This window comes from Streptomyces sp. NPDC002669, assembly GCF_042889165.1.
Classification (GTDB): domain Bacteria; phylum Actinomycetota; class Actinomycetes; order Streptomycetales; family Streptomycetaceae; genus Streptomyces.
Window position 1 is genome coordinate 1 of record NZ_JBIAQQ010000042.1, and the last position, 19,383, is coordinate 19,383.

Here is a 19,383-nt window from a genome sequence, read left to right on the forward strand (position 1 = left end):
TCCACCCCCCGCCCCCCGGTCCCCCCCCCCCCAACCCGCAGTCGCGGGCGAGCCGTTGGCGGCGGGGGCGGCCGCCCGGGGCCCGCCCCCGGGGGCCCCCGGGGGCCGGGGCGGGCCCGGCCCCACGGACCGGGCGGGTCAGCCCAGGTCGGGGATGCGCCAGTCGATCGCGTCGTGACCCTGCGCCGCCACCGCCTCGTTGATCTGCGTGAACGGACGCGAGCCGAAGAACTTCTTGGCCGAGAGCGGCGAGGGGTGCGCCCCCTTCACCACCACGTGGCGCTCCTCGTCGATCAGCGGAAGCTTCTTCTGCGCGTAGTTGCCCCACAGGACGAAGACCGCCGGGTCGGGCCTCGACGCGACGGCGCGGATCACCGCGTCGGTGAACTTCTCCCAGCCCTTGCCCTTGTGCGAGTTGGCCTCGCCCGCGCGGACCGTGAGCACGGCGTTGAGCAGGAGCACGCCCTGCTCGGCCCACGGCATCAGGTACCCGTTGTCCGGGACCGGCAGGCCGAGCTCCTCCTTCATCTCCTTGTAGATGTTCCGCAGGGACGGCGGCGTCTTCACGCCGGGCCGCACGGAGAAGCACAGCCCGTGCCCCTGCCCCTCCCCGTGGTACGGGTCCTGGCCCAGGACAAGGACCTTCACCTTGTCGTAGGGCGTGGCCTCCAGGGCGGCGAACACCTGGTCGCGCGGGGGGTAGACCGGCCCCTTGGCCCGCTCCTCCTCGACGAACTCGGTGAGCTCCTTGAAGTAGGGCTTCTGCAGCTCTTCGCCGAGGACGCCGCGCCAGGACTCGGGCAGCAGGTCGGTGTCGGTCACGTGAACAACCTCCGGTGAGCAATCAGCTTTTCATCCGAGAACCTACCGGGGCCCACTGACAACGCCTCCCGCCGGTCCGGTTCCACCCCTTTCGCCCTACCAGCTGGTCTTGCGGTAGAACTCCCACATCTGCATGACCGTCTGCGGGTCCAGGGCGCGCTCGCCGCCGCCGATGTCCTCGCCCGAGGCGACGTACAGCTTGCCCTGCCACAGCGGCAGCATCCGCACGTCGTCGACCAGGACCTTCTGGGCCCGCTCGAACTGCTTGACGACCGCGCCCCGGTCGCTCTCCTTGCGGGTCTGCGGCAGCAGCTCCTGGGTGATCTCGTTCTTCATGTACGGCATGCCCGTGACGCTGTCCTTGCCGAGGAACGGGGCGATGAAGTTGTCCGGGTCCGGGAAGTCCGGGAACCAGCCCCGGCCGAACACGGGGTACTCGCCCTTGGTGAAGCCCTCCTGGAACGTCTTCCAGGGCTTGCTCCTCAACGTGATCCGGAACAGCCCGGAATCCTCCAGCTGCCGCTTCAGCTCCTCGAATTCGAGGGCCGTGGAGGAGCCGTACCGGTCGGTCGTGTACCAGAGCGTCAGCTTGACGGGCTTGGTGATGCCGGCCTTGGTCAGGATCTGCTTGGCCTTGACCTGGTTCGGGTCCCCGTAGGCGTCGAAGAAGCTGGTGGTGTGCCCCGTGATGCCCTTGGGGACCATGGAGTACAGCGGCTCGGCCGTACCCTGGTAGACCTTGGCCACCAGCGCGTCACGGTCCACGAGCTGGGCGATGGCCCGTCGCACGGCCACGTTGCCCGCGGCCGGGTCCTCGGGGTTGAAGACCAGGAAACGGATGTCCGCGCCGACCGTCTCGACGATCTGCGGGCTGCCGTCCTTGTTCTGGCCGCTCTCCAGGGCGATGACCTCCTCGGCGGTGAGGCCCCGGTAGATCGCGTCGATCCGGTTCTTCCGGAGCGCCTCGACGACGGGGGCGGACTCCTTGAAGTAACGGATCGTCACGGAATCGTTCTTGCGGTTGGCGAACCCCTTGTAGTCCGGATTCTTCACCAGTTCGGCGCGCTTTCCCGGCTTGTACGAATCGAGAAGGTACGGACCCGATCCGGTGATCTTTCCGTCACTGCGCAGCTTGTGCTTCGAATAGGCGCTGGGGGCCACCAACGACATGGCGGGCGTGGTGAGGACGAACGGGAAGGTGGCGTCCGGCTTGGTGAGGTGGAAGACGACGATGTCCTCCCCCTTGGTCTCGATCCGGTCGAGCGAACCGAGCATGCCGACCGGGCCGCCCTTGAAATTGATCTCCCTGATCCGGTCGATGGAGTACTTCACGGCCTCGGCATCGAGCACGTCTCCGTTGGAGAATTTCAGTCCCTTGCGAAGTTTGCACCGGTAGGAGGTACTGGTGGTATCGGTGAACTTGCACCATTCCGCGGCATCGGGCTGAGGACTTGTACTTCCGGTGGGAAAACTCACCAGGGTCTGGAAGACATTGCGCATCAGCTCCCAGGAGTTGTCCCATGCGGCCGCCGGATCGAGAGTGGAAGGCTCACTGGTCGTACCGACGACTATTTTCTGCTCGACCTCCGATCCGCTGTCGGAGAAAAGTCCGCAGCCCGACAGCAGAGAAAGGGAAGCAAGAGCTGCAACGGCCTGACGACCGGCCCGGTAGAACACGTGAACGCTCCTCGATCAGCCATGGGTCGGCAGACCATACCGCAGCGCCCCGCCAGGTCAATCCGCAGGTCCGGCGGGGCACTTGAGTCAATCGGGGCCAAACCCTCTCAGGCCGTTCTCAGCCCACGCCCGCGTTCAGGAAGATTCCCCCGTCGACCACCAGGGTCTGACCGGTGATCCAGTCGGCCTGACTCGACGTGAGAAACGCCGCGGCGCCGCCGATGTCCTCGGGGACCCCGAGCCGCCCGAGCGGATAGGCCGCCGCGGCCTCCGCCTCGCGGCCCTCGTACAGCGCCTGGGCGAATTTCGTCTTCACGACCGCGGGAGCAATTGCGTTGACCCGGACGACCGGCGCGAATTCGTGCGCCAGCTGGAGGGTCAGATTGACCATGGCCGCCTTGCTCATGCCGTAGGCGCCGATGAAGGGCGAGGCGGACACGCCGGCGATCGAGGCGATGTTGACGATCGCCCCGCCGTTGTCCTTCTGCCACGCCTTCCAGGTCTGCTGCGCAAAACCGAGCGCCGAGACCACATTCGTCTCGAAGACCTTGCGGGCCACGTCGAGGTCGAGTTCGGCGATCGGCCCGAAGACCGGATTCGTACCGGCGTTGTTGACCAGGAAGTCGACCCGGCCGAATGCCTCCATGGTGCGTTCGACGGCCACCGTGCGGTGCTCCGCGTCGTGCGCCTTGCCCGCCACCCCGATCACCCGGTCGGAACCCAGCCGTTCGACGGCCTCCTTGAGCGCCTCCTCGCCGCGCCCGGTGATGCACACCCGGTCGCCCCGGGCCACCAGCGCCTCGGCGATGCCGTAGCCGATGCCCCGGCTCGCGCCCGTGACGAGCGCGACCTTCCCGCTGTCCTGCACAGTCATGATTCCGCAGCCCTTCGGGTCAGTTGAGCGGTCCGCCGGCGACGTACATGACCTGGCCGGACACGAAGCCCGCCGCGTCCCCCGTGAAGAAGGCGATGGCGTTGGCGATGTCCTCGGGGCGCCCGACGCGCTGCACCGGGATCTGGGTGGCGGCGGCGGCCTGGAACTCCTCGAAGCCCATGCCGATCCGGGCCGCGGTCTGCGCGGTCATCTCGGTGACGATGAAGCCGGGGGCGACGGCGTTGGCGGTGATACCGAACTTGCCGAGCTCCTTGGCCAGGGTCTTGGTGAAGCCCTGCAGACCGGCCTTGACGGCGGCGTAGTTGGCCTGACCGCGGTTGCCGAGCGCCGAGGAGGAGGAGAGCGAGACGATCCGGCCGAACCCGGCGTCCACCATGTGCTTCTGGACCGCCTTGGCCATCAGGAACGCGCCCTTGAGGTGCACGTTCATCACGATGTCCCAGTCGGACTCGCTCATCTTGAAGAGCAGGTTGTCGCGGAGCACGCCCGCGTTGTTGACGAGGATCGTCGGAGCGCCGAGCTCGGCGGCCACCCGCGCGACCGCGGCCTCCACCTGGGCGCTGTCCGACACATCGCAGCCGACGGCGAGGGCGGTGCCCCCCGCGGCGGTGATCTTCTCGACGGTGTCCTTGCAGGCCGCCTCGTCGAGGTCGAGTACGGCGACGGCGCGACCCTCGGCCGCCAGGCGTACCGCGGTGGCGGCGCCAATGCCCCGCGCCGCTCCGGTCACGATGGCGACGCGCTGCTCGGTGGTGGACATGCTTGGTTCTCCTCGCCCTTGGATCGCCGCCCAGCGGGCGTCGGGGCGCCCCCGGCACGGGACCTCGTGTGCGCGGAACCTTCCCGATGGCTGAGCGACCGCTTAGTACCTTCAGCAGACGAGACGCTAGAAGCCCCGGCACCCGGTGTCAACGGCGCGCGGCGGCCGGGGCGCATGTCACACCCGGTGGCGCCGCCGCCGGGTGGTCACGGGCGGCGGCGCGGCGCGGAGGGGTCAGCGCACCAGCAGGTCGAGCAGCCGTTCCACCTCGGCCTCCGGGTCGGCGGTGAGGCCGCTGTGCACGGGGCCCGGCTGGACGACGGTGGAGCGCGGCGCGATCAGCCAGCGGAAGCGCCGGCCCGCGTCGTCACGGGCGGCCTGGCCCGCCTCCGTTCCGCCCAGGCACACTCCCTCGACGGCACGCAGGGCGGCCCGTACGCCGACCACGTCGGCGGCCGGGTCCAGGACCTTCAGCTTGGTCTCGTCGAGGTGGGTGCGGGCGGCGACGAAGCTCCGGGCGCGGCAGTAGACGATCACGCCCGCGTTGAAGCACTCGCCGCGCTGCACCCGCGGCACCACGCGCAGCAGCGCGTACTCGAAGACATCGCGCTCGCTCACGGCCGGTGGTCCTTCTTCTTGGTGGGGTGCGGCCAGGGGGTGAGGTGTTCGGTGAGCCAGCCGGGGGCCTGGGACGGCTTGGGCTCGGTGGGGGCGTCCATGGTGATCCGCTCGTGGATGGTCGCGGCACGCGGCAGCAGCGCCTCCACATAGGCGCGGCGCAGGTCGTCGGGGGACGCGAAGCCGGGTTCGTCCACCAGCCACTCGTCGGGGACGTCGGAAGCGACCTCGGCGAGCAGTTCCTCGGTGACCAGCGGGGCGAGTTCGGCGGCGGCCGACGCGATGTCGGGGGCGAACGGGGCGAGGGCGTGGTCCGACGCGTTGTACGGCTTGGCGGCGGACGCCTGCGCCCCGGGCCAGTTGTGGTGCCAGATCATGGTGGCGCCGTGGTCGATGAGCCACAGGTCGCCGTGCCAGACCAGCATGTTCGGGTTGCGCCAGGACCGGTCGACGTTGTTGATCAGCGCGTCGAACCAGACGACCCGTCCGGCCTCCCGCGCGTCCACCCGGTAGGCCAGCGGGTCGAAGCCGATCGAGCCGGGCAGGAAGTCCATCCCCAGGTTGAGGCCGCCGCTGGCCTTCAGGAGTTCCTGCACCTCCTGATCGGGTTCGGCCAGGCCGATGACCGGATCGAGCTGGATCTGCACGAGGTCGGGGACGCGCAGACCGAGCCTGCGGCCGAGCTGCCCGCAGATGACCTCCGCGACCAGTGTCTTGCGCCCCTGCCCGGCACCGGTGAACTTCATGACGTAGGTGCCGGAGTCGTCGGCCTCGACGATCCCGGGGAGCGAGCCGCCCTCACGCAGGGGCGTGACATAGCGGGTCGCTGTCACTTCTGTAAGCATTTCCCCAGGCTATCCATTCGCCCGCGCCCGCCGTCCGGGCGAGGTTCCTGCCGGACCCGGCGGACGCGGCCCCTCGGGCGGCTCGCGCGCGGGCCCGGGACCATGGGAACCGGAAACACCTGTCGCGCCCACCGGTTGCTTATTGGTCGAGCACTCAATAGCATCCCCGGTATGTCGTCAAGCATGCAGCGGAAGCGGATCCGGAAGTCTCCCTCCGACCGGCGCGCGGAGATCGTCGACGCGGCGGCGACCATCGCCCTGACCGAAGGACTGGAGTCCATCACCCTGCGCCGGATCGGTGACCGGCTCGATGTCCGGCCCGGTCTCATCAGCCATTACTTCCCCGCCGTCGAGGATCTCGTGGCCGAGGCGTTCGGCGCCGCGGCCAGTGCCGAACTGGACACGCTCCTGCCCGCGGCCCCTGCGGCGGGGACGCCCACGGAGCGGCTGGCCCGCTTCTTCGCGCTCGCCACGGGCCCCGCGTACGACGACATCAGCCGCCTGTGGATCAACGCCCGGCACCTCAGCCGCTACCGCCCCGTCCTCCGCGGCAGGGTCAACCACCAGGAGGCCCTGTGGCGCGGCAGGCTGGAGGACCTCGTCCGTGACGGAGTCCGCCTCGGCGAGTTCCGGACCGCCGACGCCCGTGTGGCGACCATTCAGATCCTGGTCGTCATCGACGGTCTCGGCGCACACGCCAACACCGCCACCGCCGACCGTCCCGAGGCGGTGACCCGCATGGCCGTCAGCACGGCCGAACGCGAACTCGGCCTGGCGGGCGGCACGCTCACCGAACTCGCCGAAGGGCTCGACACGGGCCGCCCCACGGCGGCGGTGTCCGGCGCCGAGGACGCCCCCGCCGGTTCCGGGGCCTGAGCCCGCCGGGCCCCTCCCCGGTCCTTCCCCGGCCCGATCCCCTGTTCTGCCCCCGCCGTCCGCGACGACCGCTCCGGCACGGGCGGCGGGCCCGCACCACCTCAAGGAGTCCCTGTGCGCACCAGTCTCGTCCTGCTCTCCGCCCGGCTGCTCGACCCGCTCACCGGCGGGCTGCTGCCCCAGACCGCCCTGGCCGTCTCCGGGGGGCGGATCACCGATCTGGGCGACGACCGCCGGATGCGCGGGCTCGCGGACGCCTCGACGACGGTGATCGACCTGAAGGGCGCCGTGGTGACGCCCGGCCTCGTCGACGGGCACATCCACCCGGTGACGGGCGCCGACCTCTCGCGCGGGCTGGACCTCTCCGGGTGCGGCGACCTCGACGAGGTGCGCAGCGCCCTGGCCGGTGCGGTCCGGTCGCTGGAGCCCGGCGCCTGGCTGCACGGCTGGGGCCTGGACCCCAACGTGTTCGGCGACCGGCCGGTCACCTCGGCCGCGCTCGGGCCCGTACTGGACGGCGTCCCGGCCCTCCTCCTGCTCTTCGACGCGCACTCGATGCTGGCCAGTGCCCGCGCCCTCGAACTCGCGGGCGTCGACGGGCCTCGCCGGTTCGAGGAGGCGTCCGAGATCGTCTGCGACGACGAGGGCCGGCCCACCGGGCTCCTGCTGGAGGAGGCGGCCTGCGCGGTCGTCGAGGCGGCGGCGCCCCGGCCGAGCCGCGCCGAGCTGCGCGAGCACCTCGCCGCAACCCTGCGGAGCATGGCCGCCACCGGTCTCACCGGCGGCCACGCCATGGACGCCAACGGCGAGAGCCTCGCCCTGTACTCCGGGCTCGACGCCGACGACGCCCTCCCGCTCCGGCTCCGGGTCGCTCCCTGGTGCCGCCCGGACACCGACGCGGAGGCGCTGCGCGCGCTCATCGACGGGCAGGGCGCGGGCGGGCGGCTCTGGCGCACGGAGGGCGTCAAGCTGTTCATGGACGGCACGGTCGACAACGGCACGGCCTGGCTGGAGCACCCCGACTGCCACGGCGAGTCCACCCACGCCTTCTGGCCCGACCCCGAGAGGTACACGGAGGTCATCGGGGAGTTCCACCGTGCCGGGGTGCCCACCGCCACGCACGCCATCGGGGACGCCGCCGTGCGCCATGTCCTCGATTCCGTGGAGAAGGCCCGCGCCACCGGGAACACCGGGGTGCGGCACCGGATCGAGCACATCGAGACGGTGCCCGACGACACCCTGAGGCGGTTCCGGGAACTCGACGTCATCGCCTCCATGCAGCCCACCCACTGCTGCGACTTCACCCGCGCCGACCACACCGACAACTGGTCCCGGCGCCTCGGCGAGGAGCGTGCCGCACGCGCCTGGCGCTGCCGCGACCTGTGGGACTCCGGCGCCACCGTCGTGCTCGGCTCCGACTGGCCGATCGCCCCCTACCCCCCGCTGACCGTCATGGCGGGCAGCCGGCACCGCCGCCCCACCCGCGACCTGACCCAGCCCCCGCACAACCCCGGCCAGGCCCTGACGCCGCTGGAGGCGCTGCGGGGCATGACCCTCAACCCCGCCCTCGCCGCGGGCGAGGAGGGGATCGCGGGACGCCTCGCCGTCGGCCACCGCGCCGATCTCGCCGTCTTCGCGGACAACCCGCTCACGGTGCCGGACACCGACCTGTCCGACCTGCCCGTCCTGCTCACCGTCCTCGACGGCCGCCCCACCCACCGCGCCTCCAGCGTCTGACGTCCGGTCACTTCGCCCCGGGCGGAGGCGGTCACGGCCGGGGGCGGGGTGTCAGAGGCGGCCCCTAGAGTCCCGTCCATGAGCGACTTGGCCAACAGAGCACTCTTTGCCGCCGTCACCCCCGCCCCCGACGCCGACCCCGTGCGGCGGGCCGCCGAGGTGCGTGCGCTGACAGCCGGCGGAGCGGACCCGGCGGCACGTGACGAGGAAGGAGCCACCCCTCTCCACCGGGCGGTGAGGGCCCCGTACGACGGCAACGGGCCGCTGCCGTCCCCGGAGATCGTCCGGGCGCTGCTGGAGTGCGGTGCGGACGTGCACGCGGTCGACGAGCACGGGGTGACGGCCGCCGGATGGGCCGTCGCCGGTGATTCCGATCCGAAGGCCGTGGTGGACCGTTCGGTGGAGGTGCTGGGGCTCCTCGTCGGAGCCGGGGCCCGCCTCGACGGGCGCTGCTCCCTGGCCGCCGGGGGCTCGTTCGCCCACTACGGATGTGCGGCGCCCCCGGTCCTCGCGTTCCTGCTCGACCACGGTGCCCCCGTCGAAGCGGTCGACGACCGCGGCAGGACCCCCCTGCACTCCGCAGTTGACTGCGGCCGCCCCCGGCTGGTGGAACTGCTGCTGGAGCGGCACGCCGACACCCGCGCGGTCGACCGCCTCGGCCGGACCCCCCTGGGCGTCGCACTGCGGCTGCCGCGGCTCAGCCAGGAGCAGCGCAGGACACGGGCGGAGCTGGTGGCCGCGCTGGAGGCGGCGGGCGCGCCCGCCCGGGTCGAGTACCCCGCGGTGGAGGGCGGACCGCTGCCCATCGACATGACGGCCGCCCGCCGGGTCGCGCAGGAGATGCACGCCGAGCTGTCCGAGGCATGCCGGGCCGCCGGGGTGCCGGACGACGGCGGCCGGCTGACGGAGTTCACCCGGTCCGAATTCGACAGCTACCAGGACCTCCTCACCGGGCTGCGCGACGGCTTCGACCCCGACCACGTGCCGCTGATACCGGAGCTGTGCGCGCGGACACTCGGCGACGAGGCCCGTACGGACCGCACGCTGACGGGCGACCAGGGGATCCGTGAGCCGTTCTTCCACCACGGGAACCTGCTGGTGAAGGGGCATCTGGACGTGCAGGCGCCGTTCTTGGTCACCGGTTCGCTCACGGTCGAGGGCTGTCTGGTCGACTGCGGCCACTCCTCCGTCGTCGCCGTGGGCGGTGACGTCACGGCCCACGGGGTGCACACCGACGGGGAGATGTCCGTCGGCGGCGTCATCGAGGCCGAGGTCGTCTACGGCTACTACAACGACCAGACGCTCCGGGCGGGGACGATCCGCGCCCGTCTGGTCATCGAGGACGAGCACGAGACGATCGCGACGGTGGAGGCGGACACCCACTTCGACCTGGACGAATTCCAGCAGGGGTACGGCGAGGGCGTGCAGGAGCAGTTGCGCGAGCTGCTGGTGGACGAGGTGTTCGGCAACGAGGAGGGCGAGGAGGAACAGCTGGACCAGACGCTCCTCTTCGCCCGGCTGCGCGAGGGGAAGCCGGTCTTCCGCACGGGCGCGCACTGATCGCGCCGCCGCGCCGTCCGCCCCGGCCGCTCATGCCGGCGCACGGACCTGCCGATGACGTGAGGGCCGCCGTCGTGACGCACCGGTCCCCGCTGGCGCGTCACGACCCGACGGCACGGACGTGGACGCCTCGGAAGGGAAAGCCGCATGAGCACATCGCAGGACCCCTGGACCGGTTCCGGCCGCCGGGCCGTCGTCATGGCGTTCGGGGTCGCACCACTGGCCGCCGTACTCGCCGGGTGCGGCGGCCGGGAGAAGTCGGGCGGCTCGGACGTGGTGAAGCCCTCCGACGGGGGAACGGGCGGCGGAGCCGTCCTGACCTCGACGGCCGACATCCCCGAGAACGGCGGAAAGATCTTCGCCGACCGGGGTGTCGTGGTGACCCGGCCGAAGGCCGACGAGTTCAAGGCGTTCTCGTCGAAGTGCACCCACCAGGGGTGCACCGTGTCGAGCGTGTCGGGCGGCACCATCAACTGCCCCTGCCACGGCAGCAGGTTCGACGCCACGTCGGGCGCCGTGGTGCACGGGCCCGCCACCGTACCGCTGCCCGCCAGGAAGATCGCCGTCGCGGACGGCTCGATCAGGCTCCTGTCCTGAACCGTGTCCGGTCCGGCCAGCATCCGAGCACGTCGTCGGTGGTCGTGACGGTGGCCACGAGGGCGAGTGTGTTGCGGACCATCGCGGTGGTGTACTCGGCCGGTACCCCCGCGATGGCGTCGGCCGGCACCACGGCCGTGTAACCGAGGTTCACCGCGTCGAACACGGCGTTGGGCACGGCGACGTTGGCGGAGACCCCGGTGACGACGAGGGTCCGGCAGCCGAGGTTGCGCAGCAGCGCGTCGACCTCCGTCCCGGCGATGGGCGAGAGCCCGTGCAGTCTGCGCACGATCAGGTCCTCGGGGGCCACCTCGATGGGCGCGGCGACCCGTACCGCCGCGCTGCCGGAGTGCTGCTGCACGGGCAGTCGTCCGGCGGCCCGGAAGAGCCGGGCGTTGCCGTTGGAGCCCCGCCCGTCGGGGCGGCGTTCGGCCACCGCGTGCAGCACCTGCACCCCGGCTCCGTGGGCGGCCCCGACCAACCGGGCGATCCGGTGGAGGACGCCGGAGGACCTGGCCTGCCCGGCCAGTTCGGGCAGGGCGCTCCGGGGGCCGACGACTCCCTCCTGGCATTCGACCGTCATGAACGCGGTGGTGGCCGGATCGAGCTGTGCGGCAAGGTGTTCCGTCGACGGCACGGCTGCCCCTTTCGGCGGCGGACGGGGCGCGCGAGGCTATCCGCCATTGCGCGAAGGAGGAAGAGGCCCCATGATTTCTGACACTCAGTCAGTTACAGGAGGGGCACCCATGACCACCGGTCAGCGGCGTGGACGCCGGATCATGATGACGGACGCCGAGCGCGACGCCTATCTCACGGAGCAGCGCACCTGCCGGGTCGCCACCGTGTCCGCGGACGGCAGCCCGCACGTCGGCGCCCTCTGGTTCGTCTGGGACGGCGCCTCCCTCTGGCTGTACTCGATCACCCGCAGCCTGCGCTGGTCCCAGCTGTGCGGGGATCCGAGGGTCGCGGTGGTCGTGGACGACGGGGCGGAGTACACCCAGTTGCGCGGCATCGAGCTGCGCGGCGAGGCCGTCCCCGTGGGCGAGGCGCCCCGTACCAGCGAGCCCTGTGCCGAACTCGACGTACCGGAAAGGCTGTTCGCGAAGAAGTACTTCGCGATGGACGCCATGCCGCACGACGGCCGTCACGCCTGGCTGCGGCTGTCGCCGAGGACGATCACCTCCTGGGACTTCCACAAGCTCCCCGGACCGCCCACGGCCTGACCCACGGGACGGCCGTCGCCGGATGCATCGGTCCCGACGGCCGGCGAACCGTCCTCGGCCCGGTACGCGGCCGCCGAGGACCGTGCGTACGCGTGCCGACGGGACCTCGGGGCCCGTCCCCTTCAGGGCCGTCGCAGCAGTCCTCTCTCCATGGCCACCACCACCGCCCGCGTCCGGTCGCTCACGTCGAGCTTGGCGAACAGGCGCAGGAGGTGGGTCTTGACCGTGGCCTCCGCGATGACGAGCCGTCTGCCGATCTCGGCGTTGGTCAGGCCGTCGGCCACCGCCTCCAGCACGTCGGTCTCGCGGGCGGTGAGCGGTTCCTGCACCGGCCGGCGCATCCGCGCGATCAGTTTCTCGGCCACCCGGGGCGCGAGGACGGTCTCGCCGCGCGCCGCCGCGCGGATGGCGTCGGCGAGCTGTTCCCGGGTGGTGTCCTTCAGGAGGTAGCCGATGGCGCCCGCCTCCACACCGCGTTCGATGTCCTGATCGGTGTCGTACGTCGTCAGGATCAGGACCCGGGTGCGCGGGTACCTGGCGACGATCCCGGCGGTCGCGCCCACCCCGTCCAGCACCGGCATCCGCAGGTCGACCAGGGCAACGTCGGGGTCGTGCCGTCCGACGAGGTCGAGGGCCGCCCTGCCGTCCCCCGCCTCCCCGACGATCTCGATGCCGTCCTCACCGACGAGCAGGGCGACGACACCCGCCCGCATGACGGTGTGGTCGTCCACCACGACCACCCTGATCCGTCCGCCGGTCATCGCGTCCCCCCGTTTCCCTCGTCGCCCTCCGCGCTGCCGACCCCGGGCGCCGGTTCCAGGGGGATCACCCCCAGGATCCTCGTGCCGTCGCCCACCGAGCTGGTGACGGTGAGCCGGCCGCCCAGCTCCGCCAGTCGTTTGCGCATCCCGTCGAGCCCGAAGCCCGTCGACTCCTCCGGGACGAATCCGGTGCCGTCGTCGGTGATCTCCAGTTCCACCCCGTGGGGGTGACGGCTCAGCATCACACCGACCGTGGAGGCGCGCGCGTGTTTGCGGACGTTGGCCAGGGACTCCTGCGTACAGCGCAGCAGCGCGATCCGGGTCTGCTGGTCGCACTCGACGTCCGTCAGGTCGCCGGCCACCGTGAGTCCGGTGTCCTCCGCGAAACGGTCCAGGATGCGGCGCAGCGTGTGCGCCACCGACCCGGCCCCCGCCCCGCCGTGCCGCTGGACCGAGCCCACCAGTTCCCGGGCCTCGGCGAGGTTCTCCCGGGCCGTCGACTCGATCGAGCGCAGTTGCTGGGCGCTTCGCGCCGGGTCCGACGCGAGTGCCGCCCCGGCCGCCTCCGCCAGTACGACGATCGACGCGAGCCCCTGCGCGAGGGTGTCGTGGATCTCCCGCGCCATCCGTTCCCGTTCGTCCGCCGCCCCCTGCCGCTGGTGCGCCTCGGAGAGCTGCGCCTGAGCCCGTTCCAACTCGTCGATCAGCCGCGCCCGTTCGGCGCTCTGCGCGACCACCGAATGCGCCCACAGGCCGATCAGGACCCCCACGGCGACGACGATCAGGGTGGACACCATGGTCTCGCCGAAGAACCCCAGCGACCAGCCCTGCCGGCACCAGCTCCCCACCAGCGTCGCCGCCGTCGCCAGCCCCAGGAACCCCATCGAGGCCCTGGGGCTGCGCCCGAACATCCAGTAGTGCGGCAGCGTCACCATGAACAGTGCCGCGTAGCCGCCGCGCAGATACGCGAGCCCGCCGAGCGCGAGCACCAGCACGGAGAGGTAGGTGTGCGGCCGTACGAGGGGGTTGCCGGGGAAGCGGTCGAGGAGCGCGTAGCAGAGCACCACGCCGCCGAGCAGCGCGAGCGCCGCGTACCTGCTCCCGACGGACCCGTCCGTCGTGGCGAGCCCGACCGCCATCGCGGCGAACAGCGCCCAGCACACCGTGCTCCAGCGGCGCAGCGACGTGGTCCAGAGGGCGTCGGCGGAGGATCCGGCGAGAGCAGTCATGCCGATCAACGTACGTCGGCCGGGAGTTCGACGCGGACGTCCGTGGCCGGTTCGGTCCGAGCGGGGCGCGACGGCCACCAGGTCGCCTCGCCCAGCAGGAGCAGCGCCGCCGGCAGGATCATGATGCGGACGACGAAGGCGTCGAGCAGCACGGCCGCCGCGAGCACGAAGCCGATCTGCTTCATCTCGATGATGTGCAGCAGGACGAAGCTCACGAAGACGGTCGTCATCACGACCGCCGCGCTGGTGACCACGCTCGCCGACGTACGGATTCCGTCGAGGACTGCCTGCCGGGTGGGTACACCGGCGAGCACCGCCTCCCTGATCCGGCTCACCACGAACACCTGGTAGTCCATGGAGAGCCCGAAGAGGATGACGAAGAGGAAGAGCGGGACGCGCGACCCGATCGAGCCGGTGGACGTGAAGCCCAGCAGCCCCTCGGCCCAGGTGTCCTGGAAGACGAGGACGAGCAGTCCGAGGGCGGCCGCGGCGGAGAGCAGGTTGAGCGCGACCCCGATCAGGCCGAGCACCACGGAACGGAAGGCGTACACGGTCATCGCGAAGGTCACCAGCAGCAGCGCCCCGAGGACGAGCGGGATCCTGCTGTTCTGGTGGGCCGGGTAGTCGGCGTACCGGGCCACGTCCCCGCTGACGCCGTACTCCGCTCCCGCGATCCGTCCGACGGTGGCCGGCAGGTACTCCTCGCGCAGGTGGGCGAGGGAGTCGCGGGCCTGCGGGGAGTTGCCGAGGTACGGCGTCCTCAGCCGCAGCACGCCGATCCGGTGGTCGGCCGAGGTGTCGATGCGCGAGCCGTCGGCGAACAGCGGATCCTTGTCGGCGAGCCGGGCGAGTTCGCGCAGCGCCGCGGTGATCTCCCGGCTGCGCGGGGCGTCGGCGCGCACGACGACGTCATGGGTGACCCGCTGCTCGGGGAATGCCTCGTTGAGGCGGTCGTAGACCCGCATCGCGGGAATTTCGCGGGAGTGCGTGTCCCGGCTCATCTCCGTGATCTTCAGCCCGGTGAGGGGCAGGGCGAGCGCGAGCAGGGCGAGGACCGGGACGCAGAGCGTGGCGAGGGGGTGCCGGCCCGCGGGACGCAGCAGCGCCGTCCAGATCCGGCCCGGGCCCTCGCGGGCGGGGCGCCGGGGCCGTTTCCCGTGTTCGGCCCGGTGCCGGGCGCGCCGTTCCGCCCGCCGTCCGAGCACGGTCAGCAGCGCGGGCAGCGCCGTCAGGGAGCTGGTGACTGCGACCAGCGTGACCACGATGGTTCCGGTGGCGAGCGAGGAGAAGATCACGTCGGAGGCCAGGTACAGCGTCGCGGTGGAGACGGCGACCGCCAGTCCCGAGACCACGACCGCCCGGCCCGAGGTGGCCGCCGCCAGTTCCACCAGCGCCCCGGTGCTCAGCCGGCCGCCGCTGCGGGCCCGTTCCTCGCGTTCCCGCTTGAGGTAAAAGAGTGTGTAGTCGACGCCGACCGCGAGGCCGATCATCAGGATGACGTTCGTGCCGACCCCGGCATCGGGCGACAGGTGCGAGACCACCATCGACAGGCCGATGGCCGCCGCGATCGAGGAGAGCGCGAGCAGCAGCGGCACCGCGGCCATGACCACCGATCCGAAGACGACCAGCAGTGTGATCAGGGTGACCGGCAGGGTGATCTTCTCGGACAGGGCCAGGTCGTCGTCGCGCTGCTGGTCGACGCCCTTGCTGGTGGAGGGGCTGCCCGTCTGCTCCAGCAGCAGCCCGGGGCGGGACTCCTGAACGGCCGAGGTCTGCGCCATCAGCGCGTCGACCTTGTCCTCCGCGTCCCGTTCCTCGCCCTTCAGGGCCACTTCGACCATGAGGATCCGGCCGTCGTCCGACCACAGCGGAGCGGCCACGTCCGCGACCTCCGGGAGCTTCCGCATCCGGGCCGTGAGGTCCCGTGCGGCCGCCTCGGCGGCCGGCCCGTCCACGGTGCCCGAGCGGGCTGATATCAACACCTGTTCGGTGGAGCGGCGTTCCAGGCGCCCCTCGGCCGCCATGGCCTCGGCCCGGCCCGCCTCCCCCACGCGGTAGTCGGCCGTCCTGGCCTCGTGGGTGCCGACGGCCCCGCCGACGACCAGGCACAGCGCCACGAACGCCAACCAGCCGGCGAGTGCCCACCAGGGGTGCCGCGCGCTGCGGCGCGCCATGCGCACAGTGAATGAGTTCATGCCCGAAAGCCTTGTTGACCAGGGCAGTTGACGGACAGAGGTGTCAGGTTGAACCTGCCGTCCACCGATCGGTGGACCTGGCCACGGGGGAGAACCCCCGCACGCCGCGCGGGCATACCCGGCTCAGGGCACGGCCGCGGCTCGGCGTACGTCCATGGCTCAGGACGCTTCCGCTGCTCACGGCACGTCCAGGATCCGGCCGGCCGCGCGCAGGGCCCCCACCGCGGCCCTGATCGACGGGCGCCGGTCCGCGTCGGTGCGCCACACTGCGTGGACATGCCTGCGCATCTTCTGCCGCACCGGCACGAGCCGCACCCCTTCGGGCACCGGGCCGCGGCCGAGTCTCGGTGCCACGCAGACGCCCATCCCGGCGGCGATCAGGGCGAGTTGGGTGTGGTGTTCGCCCGCCAGGTGCGCGATGCGCGGCTCGATGCCCTTGGAGCGGAGGGTGAACATCAGCCAGTCGTAGCAGAACTCTCCCTCGGGCCAGGACACCCAGTCGTCGTCGGCGAAGTCCTCCAGGTCCACCTCGGTCCGGTCCGCGAACCGGTGATCTGCGGGCATCGCGATGTCCGGTGCGTCGTCCAGCAGTTCGGCCTTGGACAGGCCGCCGGGCACGGGCAGGCGCTTGTTGCTCCAGTCCAGCACCACGGCGAGGTCCGTGTCGCCCCTGAGCACCGCGCGGATTCCGTCCTCGGGCTCCAGTTCCCGGGTGCGCACGCGCAGTTCGGGATGGTCCGTGCGCAGCGTGCGCAGCGCCGCGGGGAAGAGCCCGCGCGCCGCCGTCGGGAAGGCCGAGAGCAGGATCTCACCCACCACCTCGCCGCGCTGCGCCTCGATGTCGGACTGGGCCAGTTCGACCTGGGACAGGATCCGGGCCGCGTGGTCGGCGAGCAGCCGGCCGGCGTCGGTGAGCCGGACCCCGCGTCCGTTCTTGGCCAGGAGCTGCTGCCCCACCTCCCGCTCCAGCTTCGCCATCTGCTGGGAGACGGCCGAGGTGGTCACGTGCAGCCCCTCCGCGGCGCCGCTGACCGAACCGTGCCGGGCGAAGGCGTCCAGGGTGCGCAGGCGCTCCAGATTCAACATGTAAGCAATGCTACGCAGACACTCGCACAAAATCTCGCTTGTCCTACGCGGTCATGGCCTCCATCGTTGATCCCATGAGCGCCACCGCCGCACCGGGGACCACGCCTCCCGAAGAGTCCCCCGTCCCCGCCCCAGCCCCTGTCCTGCCGCCGAACACCGCGACGGGAACGTCCTCGCCGGCCGCGGCCCCGGCCCCCGCCCGCCGGGCGCTGGACTGGCGGATCCGTTTCGGGGCGCTCTCGCTCATCTGGGGCTTCAGCTTCCTGCTGATCAAGGTCGGCACCGAGGGGTACGCCCCGTTCCAGGTCACCCTCGGCCGCCTCGTGGCGGGCACGGCGGTGCTGGTGGCCGCGATCGCGGTGCGGCGCGAACGGCTGCCGCGCGGCGCGCGCACCTGGGGCCATCTGGCCGTGGCCGCGTTCTTCCTGAACGCGCTCCCGTTCTCGCTCTTCGCCTACGCCGAGCTGAGCATCCCCTCGACGCTGGCGGGCATCTGCAACGCGACGTCGCCCCTGTGGGGCATGGCGCTGTCGCTCGTGGCGCTCTCCGAGGACCGTCCGACCCGGCGCCGCGTCGCCGGTCTCGGGCTCGGCTTCCTCGGGGTGCTGACCGTGCTCGGCGCCTGGCAGGGTTTTTCCGGGCTGGACTTCGGCGGTACGGCCATGGCCCTGCTGGCCTCGCTGAGCTACCCGATCGGCTGGATCTACGTCCGCAGGACCCTGGCGGGCAGCGGTTCGTCGACGCTCGCGCTCACCGGGAGCCAGCTCTTCCTCGGCACGGTGCAGCTCGCCGTGGTGACCCCGCTGTTCACCTCGGCCCCCGACGGCTTCCCGCTGCTGCCGACCCTGGCGGTGTTCGCCCTCGGGGCGCTCGGCACGGGCCTCGCGGTGCTGTTGCAGTACGGCCTGGTGGAGGAGGTCGGCCCGACGACCGCGCAGATGGTCACCTACTTCATTCCGGTCATCGCCACCGCGGCCGGGGTGGCCCTGCTCGGGGAACGGCTGAGCTGGAACACCCCGGTCGGCGCCCTCGTCGTGCTGGCGGGCGCCGCCCTCACCCAGAGCAGGACCCGCGGCCGCTGACGACACCCGGCGGCCCCGAAGGCTTCGGGGAACCTCAAGGCCCCAGGGGTCCCGAGGCCGCCCCCGCCCACCCCCGGCCCCCGGCGTCATCCGTAGGTCAGCGGTTGCGCCGGACCCGCCGCTGCCGCCACCGCGTCGGCGAGCGGCTCGATGTCGGCCATGGCGAGCGGCGAGACGGTGAGTCTGATCCCCTGGGACGCGGCCACCCGGAACCGCGCCCCGGGCGCGACGGCCCAGCCGGAGCGCAGCAGCCGCGCCACGGCGCCCGTCTCGTCGCTGACCGGCACCCACACGTTCATCCCGCTGCGCCCGTGGGCCTCCACCCCCCGCTCCTCCAATGCCCGGACGAGGGCGTCCCGCCGCTCCCCGTACGCCCGTGCCGTCCTGCCGGGGTCCACGGCCCCCGAGGTCCACAGGTGCACCACGGCCCGTTGCAGCAGTCTGCTGACCCAGCCGGGCCCCAGCCGCTGCCGTCCCGCGACCCGGTCGACGGTGACCGGGTCGCCGGTCAGCACGGCGACCCGCAGGTCCGGGCCGTACGCCTTGGCCACGGAGCGCACGAACGCCCAGCGGTCCGTGGCACCCGACAGCGGGTGCAGCGGCAGGTCGACGATGCCGTGCCCGTGGTCGTCCTCGATCAGGAGGACCCCTCGGTGTCCGGCGAGGACTCCCCGCAGTTCGAAGGCCCGCCCGGCGCCGATCGCCGCGCCGGTCGGGTTCTGGGCCCGGCCGGTGACCACGAGGGCACGGGCCCCGGCCCTCAGCGCCTGTTCGACGGCATCGGGCAGCGGCCCCTCGTCGTCGAGCGCGACGGGCACGGGGCGCAGCCCCAGCGCGGGCACGAGGTCCAGCATGCTGCCCCAGCCCGGGTCCTCGACCGCCACCGCGTCACCGGGTCTGAGGTGCGCGGCCAGGACCCGCTCGATCGCGTCCAGCGAGCCGGAGGCCGCGACCACGGGTCCGGCCGGCACGCCGTCGGCGTCCAGCGCGGCGCGGGCGAGCGTGGCGAACTCCGGGTCCACCGGGGCCTGCCCGTACAGACCGGGCCGCCGGGCGTACTCCTGCGCGACCGCCGCGAAGGCGTCCCCCAGCGCGGGCAGCAGGGCCGGGTCGGGGTTGCCCTCGCCCAGGTCCCGTACGCCGGGAGGCGCCTCGACCCGGAGCGAACCGCGCGCCGTGCTGGCGGGGCGCGGTCGCACCCTGCTGCCCCGCCGCCCGGCCGTCTCGATCACCCCGCGCTCGCGCAGCGTGCGATACGCGGCGGCCACCGTGTTCGCGTTCACCCCCAGAACCTCCGCCAACTCCCGCATCGGTGGCAGCACTTGACCCGGCGCGAGCTCGCCCGACCCGACCCCGCGCTCCACACTGGCGGCAATCTCCGATGCGCGCCGCCCGACAATCCGATACTCTCCTAGCACAA

At 72.1% G+C, this 19,383-nt stretch carries 18 protein-coding genes; 6 read left to right on the forward strand and 12 right to left on the reverse strand.

All coding sequences use genetic code 11. The annotated features are described in order from the left end of the window. Positions 1-138: 138 nt before the first annotated feature. From ung to ACFYW1_RS36405, 6 genes are all read right to left on the reverse strand, one after another. Positions 139-822, reverse strand: a complete 684-nt coding sequence (gene ung, locus ACFYW1_RS36380) for a uracil-DNA glycosylase (RefSeq protein ID WP_148837780.1) — start codon at positions 820-822, stop codon at positions 139-141. A gap of 96 nt (positions 823-918) precedes the next feature. Next, positions 919-2,499, reverse strand: a complete 1,581-nt coding sequence (locus ACFYW1_RS36385) for an ABC transporter substrate-binding protein (protein WP_389003486.1) — start codon at positions 2,497-2,499, stop codon at positions 919-921. A gap of 118 nt (positions 2,500-2,617) precedes the next feature. Continuing rightward, positions 2,618-3,373, reverse strand: a complete 756-nt coding sequence (locus tag ACFYW1_RS36390) for an SDR family oxidoreductase (RefSeq protein ID WP_389003489.1) — start codon at positions 3,371-3,373, stop codon at positions 2,618-2,620. 19 nt (positions 3,374-3,392) lie between these two features. After that, entirely contained in the window at positions 3,393-4,154 is a 762-nt protein-coding gene (gene fabG / locus ACFYW1_RS36395) for a 3-oxoacyl-ACP reductase FabG (RefSeq protein WP_356935812.1), read from the reverse strand. A gap of 234 nt (positions 4,155-4,388) precedes the next feature. After that, on the reverse strand, positions 4,389-4,772 hold the full coding sequence (locus ACFYW1_RS36400) for a DUF3037 domain-containing protein (protein ID WP_389003494.1): 384 nt from the start codon (positions 4,770-4,772) through the stop codon (positions 4,389-4,391). Beyond that, positions 4,769-5,617, reverse strand: a complete 849-nt coding sequence (locus ACFYW1_RS36405; RefSeq protein WP_389003497.1) for a HipA family kinase — start codon at positions 5,615-5,617, stop codon at positions 4,769-4,771. Before ACFYW1_RS36405 ends, ACFYW1_RS36400 begins: the two co-directional genes overlap by 4 nt. Positions 5,618-5,788: 171 nt before the next feature. Between ACFYW1_RS36405 and ACFYW1_RS36410 the strand changes: the two genes are divergently transcribed. From ACFYW1_RS36410 to ACFYW1_RS36425, 4 genes are all read left to right on the forward strand, one after another. Then, positions 5,789-6,493, forward strand: a complete 705-nt coding sequence (locus ACFYW1_RS36410; protein ID WP_389003500.1) for a TetR/AcrR family transcriptional regulator — start codon at positions 5,789-5,791, stop codon at positions 6,491-6,493. A gap of 114 nt (positions 6,494-6,607) precedes the next feature. Beyond that, entirely contained in the window at positions 6,608-8,230 is a 1,623-nt protein-coding gene (locus tag ACFYW1_RS36415) for an amidohydrolase (RefSeq protein ID WP_389003503.1), read from the forward strand. Between the two features lie 78 nt (positions 8,231-8,308). Then, positions 8,309-9,790: an ankyrin repeat domain-containing protein gene (locus ACFYW1_RS36420; protein WP_389003506.1), complete on the forward strand. Its 1,482-nt coding sequence runs from the start codon at positions 8,309-8,311 to the stop codon at positions 9,788-9,790. Between the two features lie 147 nt (positions 9,791-9,937). After that, positions 9,938-10,387, forward strand: coding sequence for a Rieske (2Fe-2S) protein (locus tag ACFYW1_RS36425; protein ID WP_389003509.1), 450 nt, complete (start codon positions 9,938-9,940; stop codon positions 10,385-10,387). Here the strand turns inward: ACFYW1_RS36425 and ACFYW1_RS36430 are convergent. Then, the gene (locus ACFYW1_RS36430) at positions 10,371-11,024 is read right to left on the reverse strand and encodes an isochorismatase family protein (RefSeq protein ID WP_389003512.1); all 654 of its coding nucleotides are present in this window, start codon (positions 11,022-11,024) and stop codon (positions 10,371-10,373) included. The two genes, ACFYW1_RS36425 and ACFYW1_RS36430, sit on opposite strands and share 17 nt — an antisense overlap. Before the next feature lie 109 nt (positions 11,025-11,133). Here ACFYW1_RS36430 and ACFYW1_RS36435 point away from each other — a divergent pair, with 109 nt between their 5' ends. Next, the gene (locus ACFYW1_RS36435; protein ID WP_389003515.1) at positions 11,134-11,610 is read left to right on the forward strand and encodes a pyridoxamine 5'-phosphate oxidase family protein; all 477 of its coding nucleotides are present in this window, start codon (positions 11,134-11,136) and stop codon (positions 11,608-11,610) included. 122 nt (positions 11,611-11,732) lie between these two features. On the opposite strand, the gene ACFYW1_RS36440 is transcribed toward ACFYW1_RS36435, so the two are convergent. The 4 genes from ACFYW1_RS36440 to ACFYW1_RS36455 form a co-directional block, all read right to left on the reverse strand. Then, the gene (locus ACFYW1_RS36440) at positions 11,733-12,371 is read right to left on the reverse strand and encodes a response regulator (RefSeq protein ID WP_389003518.1); all 639 of its coding nucleotides are present in this window, start codon (positions 12,369-12,371) and stop codon (positions 11,733-11,735) included. Further along, the gene (locus tag ACFYW1_RS36445; RefSeq protein ID WP_389003521.1) at positions 12,368-13,600 is read right to left on the reverse strand and encodes a sensor histidine kinase; all 1,233 of its coding nucleotides are present in this window, start codon (positions 13,598-13,600) and stop codon (positions 12,368-12,370) included. The genes ACFYW1_RS36440 and ACFYW1_RS36445 overlap by 4 nt, the downstream gene beginning before the upstream one ends. Positions 13,601-13,605: 5 nt before the next feature. After that, the gene (locus ACFYW1_RS36450) at positions 13,606-15,795 is read right to left on the reverse strand and encodes an MMPL family transporter (RefSeq protein ID WP_389003524.1); all 2,190 of its coding nucleotides are present in this window, start codon (positions 15,793-15,795) and stop codon (positions 13,606-13,608) included. Positions 15,796-15,972: 177 nt separating this feature from the next. Continuing rightward, positions 15,973-16,881, reverse strand: a complete 909-nt coding sequence (locus ACFYW1_RS36455; protein ID WP_389003527.1) for a LysR family transcriptional regulator — start codon at positions 16,879-16,881, stop codon at positions 15,973-15,975. Positions 16,882-16,955: 74 nt separating this feature from the next. Here ACFYW1_RS36455 and ACFYW1_RS36460 point away from each other — a divergent pair, with 74 nt between their 5' ends. Then, positions 16,956-17,963: a DMT family transporter gene (locus tag ACFYW1_RS36460; protein WP_389003530.1), complete on the forward strand. Its 1,008-nt coding sequence runs from the start codon at positions 16,956-16,958 to the stop codon at positions 17,961-17,963. A gap of 86 nt (positions 17,964-18,049) precedes the next feature. Here the strand turns inward: ACFYW1_RS36460 and ACFYW1_RS36465 are convergent, their stop codons facing one another. Further along, complete coding sequence (locus ACFYW1_RS36465) at positions 18,050-19,381, reverse strand: aminotransferase class I/II-fold pyridoxal phosphate-dependent enzyme (protein ID WP_389003533.1); 1,332 nt, start codon at positions 19,379-19,381, stop codon at positions 18,050-18,052. Positions 19,382-19,383: the final 2 nt, after the last annotated feature.

What these genes read in the sequence shown, in the direction of transcription:
- ACFYW1_RS36390 (WP_389003489.1), bottom strand. Translation starts at nt 3,373, where the DNA reads ATGACTGTGCAGGACAGCGGGAAGGTCGCGCTCGTCACGGGCGCGAGC.
- fabG (WP_356935812.1), bottom strand. Translation starts at nt 4,154, where the DNA reads ATGTCCACCACCGAGCAGCGCGTCGCCATCGTGACCGGAGCGGCGCGG.
- ACFYW1_RS36405 (WP_389003497.1), bottom strand. Translation starts at nt 5,617, where the DNA reads ATGCTTACAGAAGTGACAGCGACCCGCTATGTCACGCCCCTGCGTGAG.
- ACFYW1_RS36410 (WP_389003500.1), top strand. Translation starts at nt 5,789, where the DNA reads ATGTCGTCAAGCATGCAGCGGAAGCGGATCCGGAAGTCTCCCTCCGAC.
- ACFYW1_RS36420 (WP_389003506.1), top strand. Translation starts at nt 8,309, where the DNA reads ATGAGCGACTTGGCCAACAGAGCACTCTTTGCCGCCGTCACCCCCGCC.
- ACFYW1_RS36425 (WP_389003509.1), top strand. Translation starts at nt 9,938, where the DNA reads ATGAGCACATCGCAGGACCCCTGGACCGGTTCCGGCCGCCGGGCCGTC.
- ACFYW1_RS36435 (WP_389003515.1), top strand. Translation starts at nt 11,134, where the DNA reads ATGACCACCGGTCAGCGGCGTGGACGCCGGATCATGATGACGGACGCC.
- ACFYW1_RS36440 (WP_389003518.1), bottom strand. Translation starts at nt 12,371, where the DNA reads ATGACCGGCGGACGGATCAGGGTGGTCGTGGTGGACGACCACACCGTC.
- ACFYW1_RS36445 (WP_389003521.1), bottom strand. Translation starts at nt 13,600, where the DNA reads ATGACTGCTCTCGCCGGATCCTCCGCCGACGCCCTCTGGACCACGTCG.
- ACFYW1_RS36450 (WP_389003524.1), bottom strand. Translation starts at nt 15,795, where the DNA reads ATGAACTCATTCACTGTGCGCATGGCGCGCCGCAGCGCGCGGCACCCC.
- ACFYW1_RS36455 (WP_389003527.1), bottom strand. Translation starts at nt 16,881, where the DNA reads ATGTTGAATCTGGAGCGCCTGCGCACCCTGGACGCCTTCGCCCGGCAC.
- ACFYW1_RS36460 (WP_389003530.1), top strand. Translation starts at nt 16,956, where the DNA reads ATGAGCGCCACCGCCGCACCGGGGACCACGCCTCCCGAAGAGTCCCCC.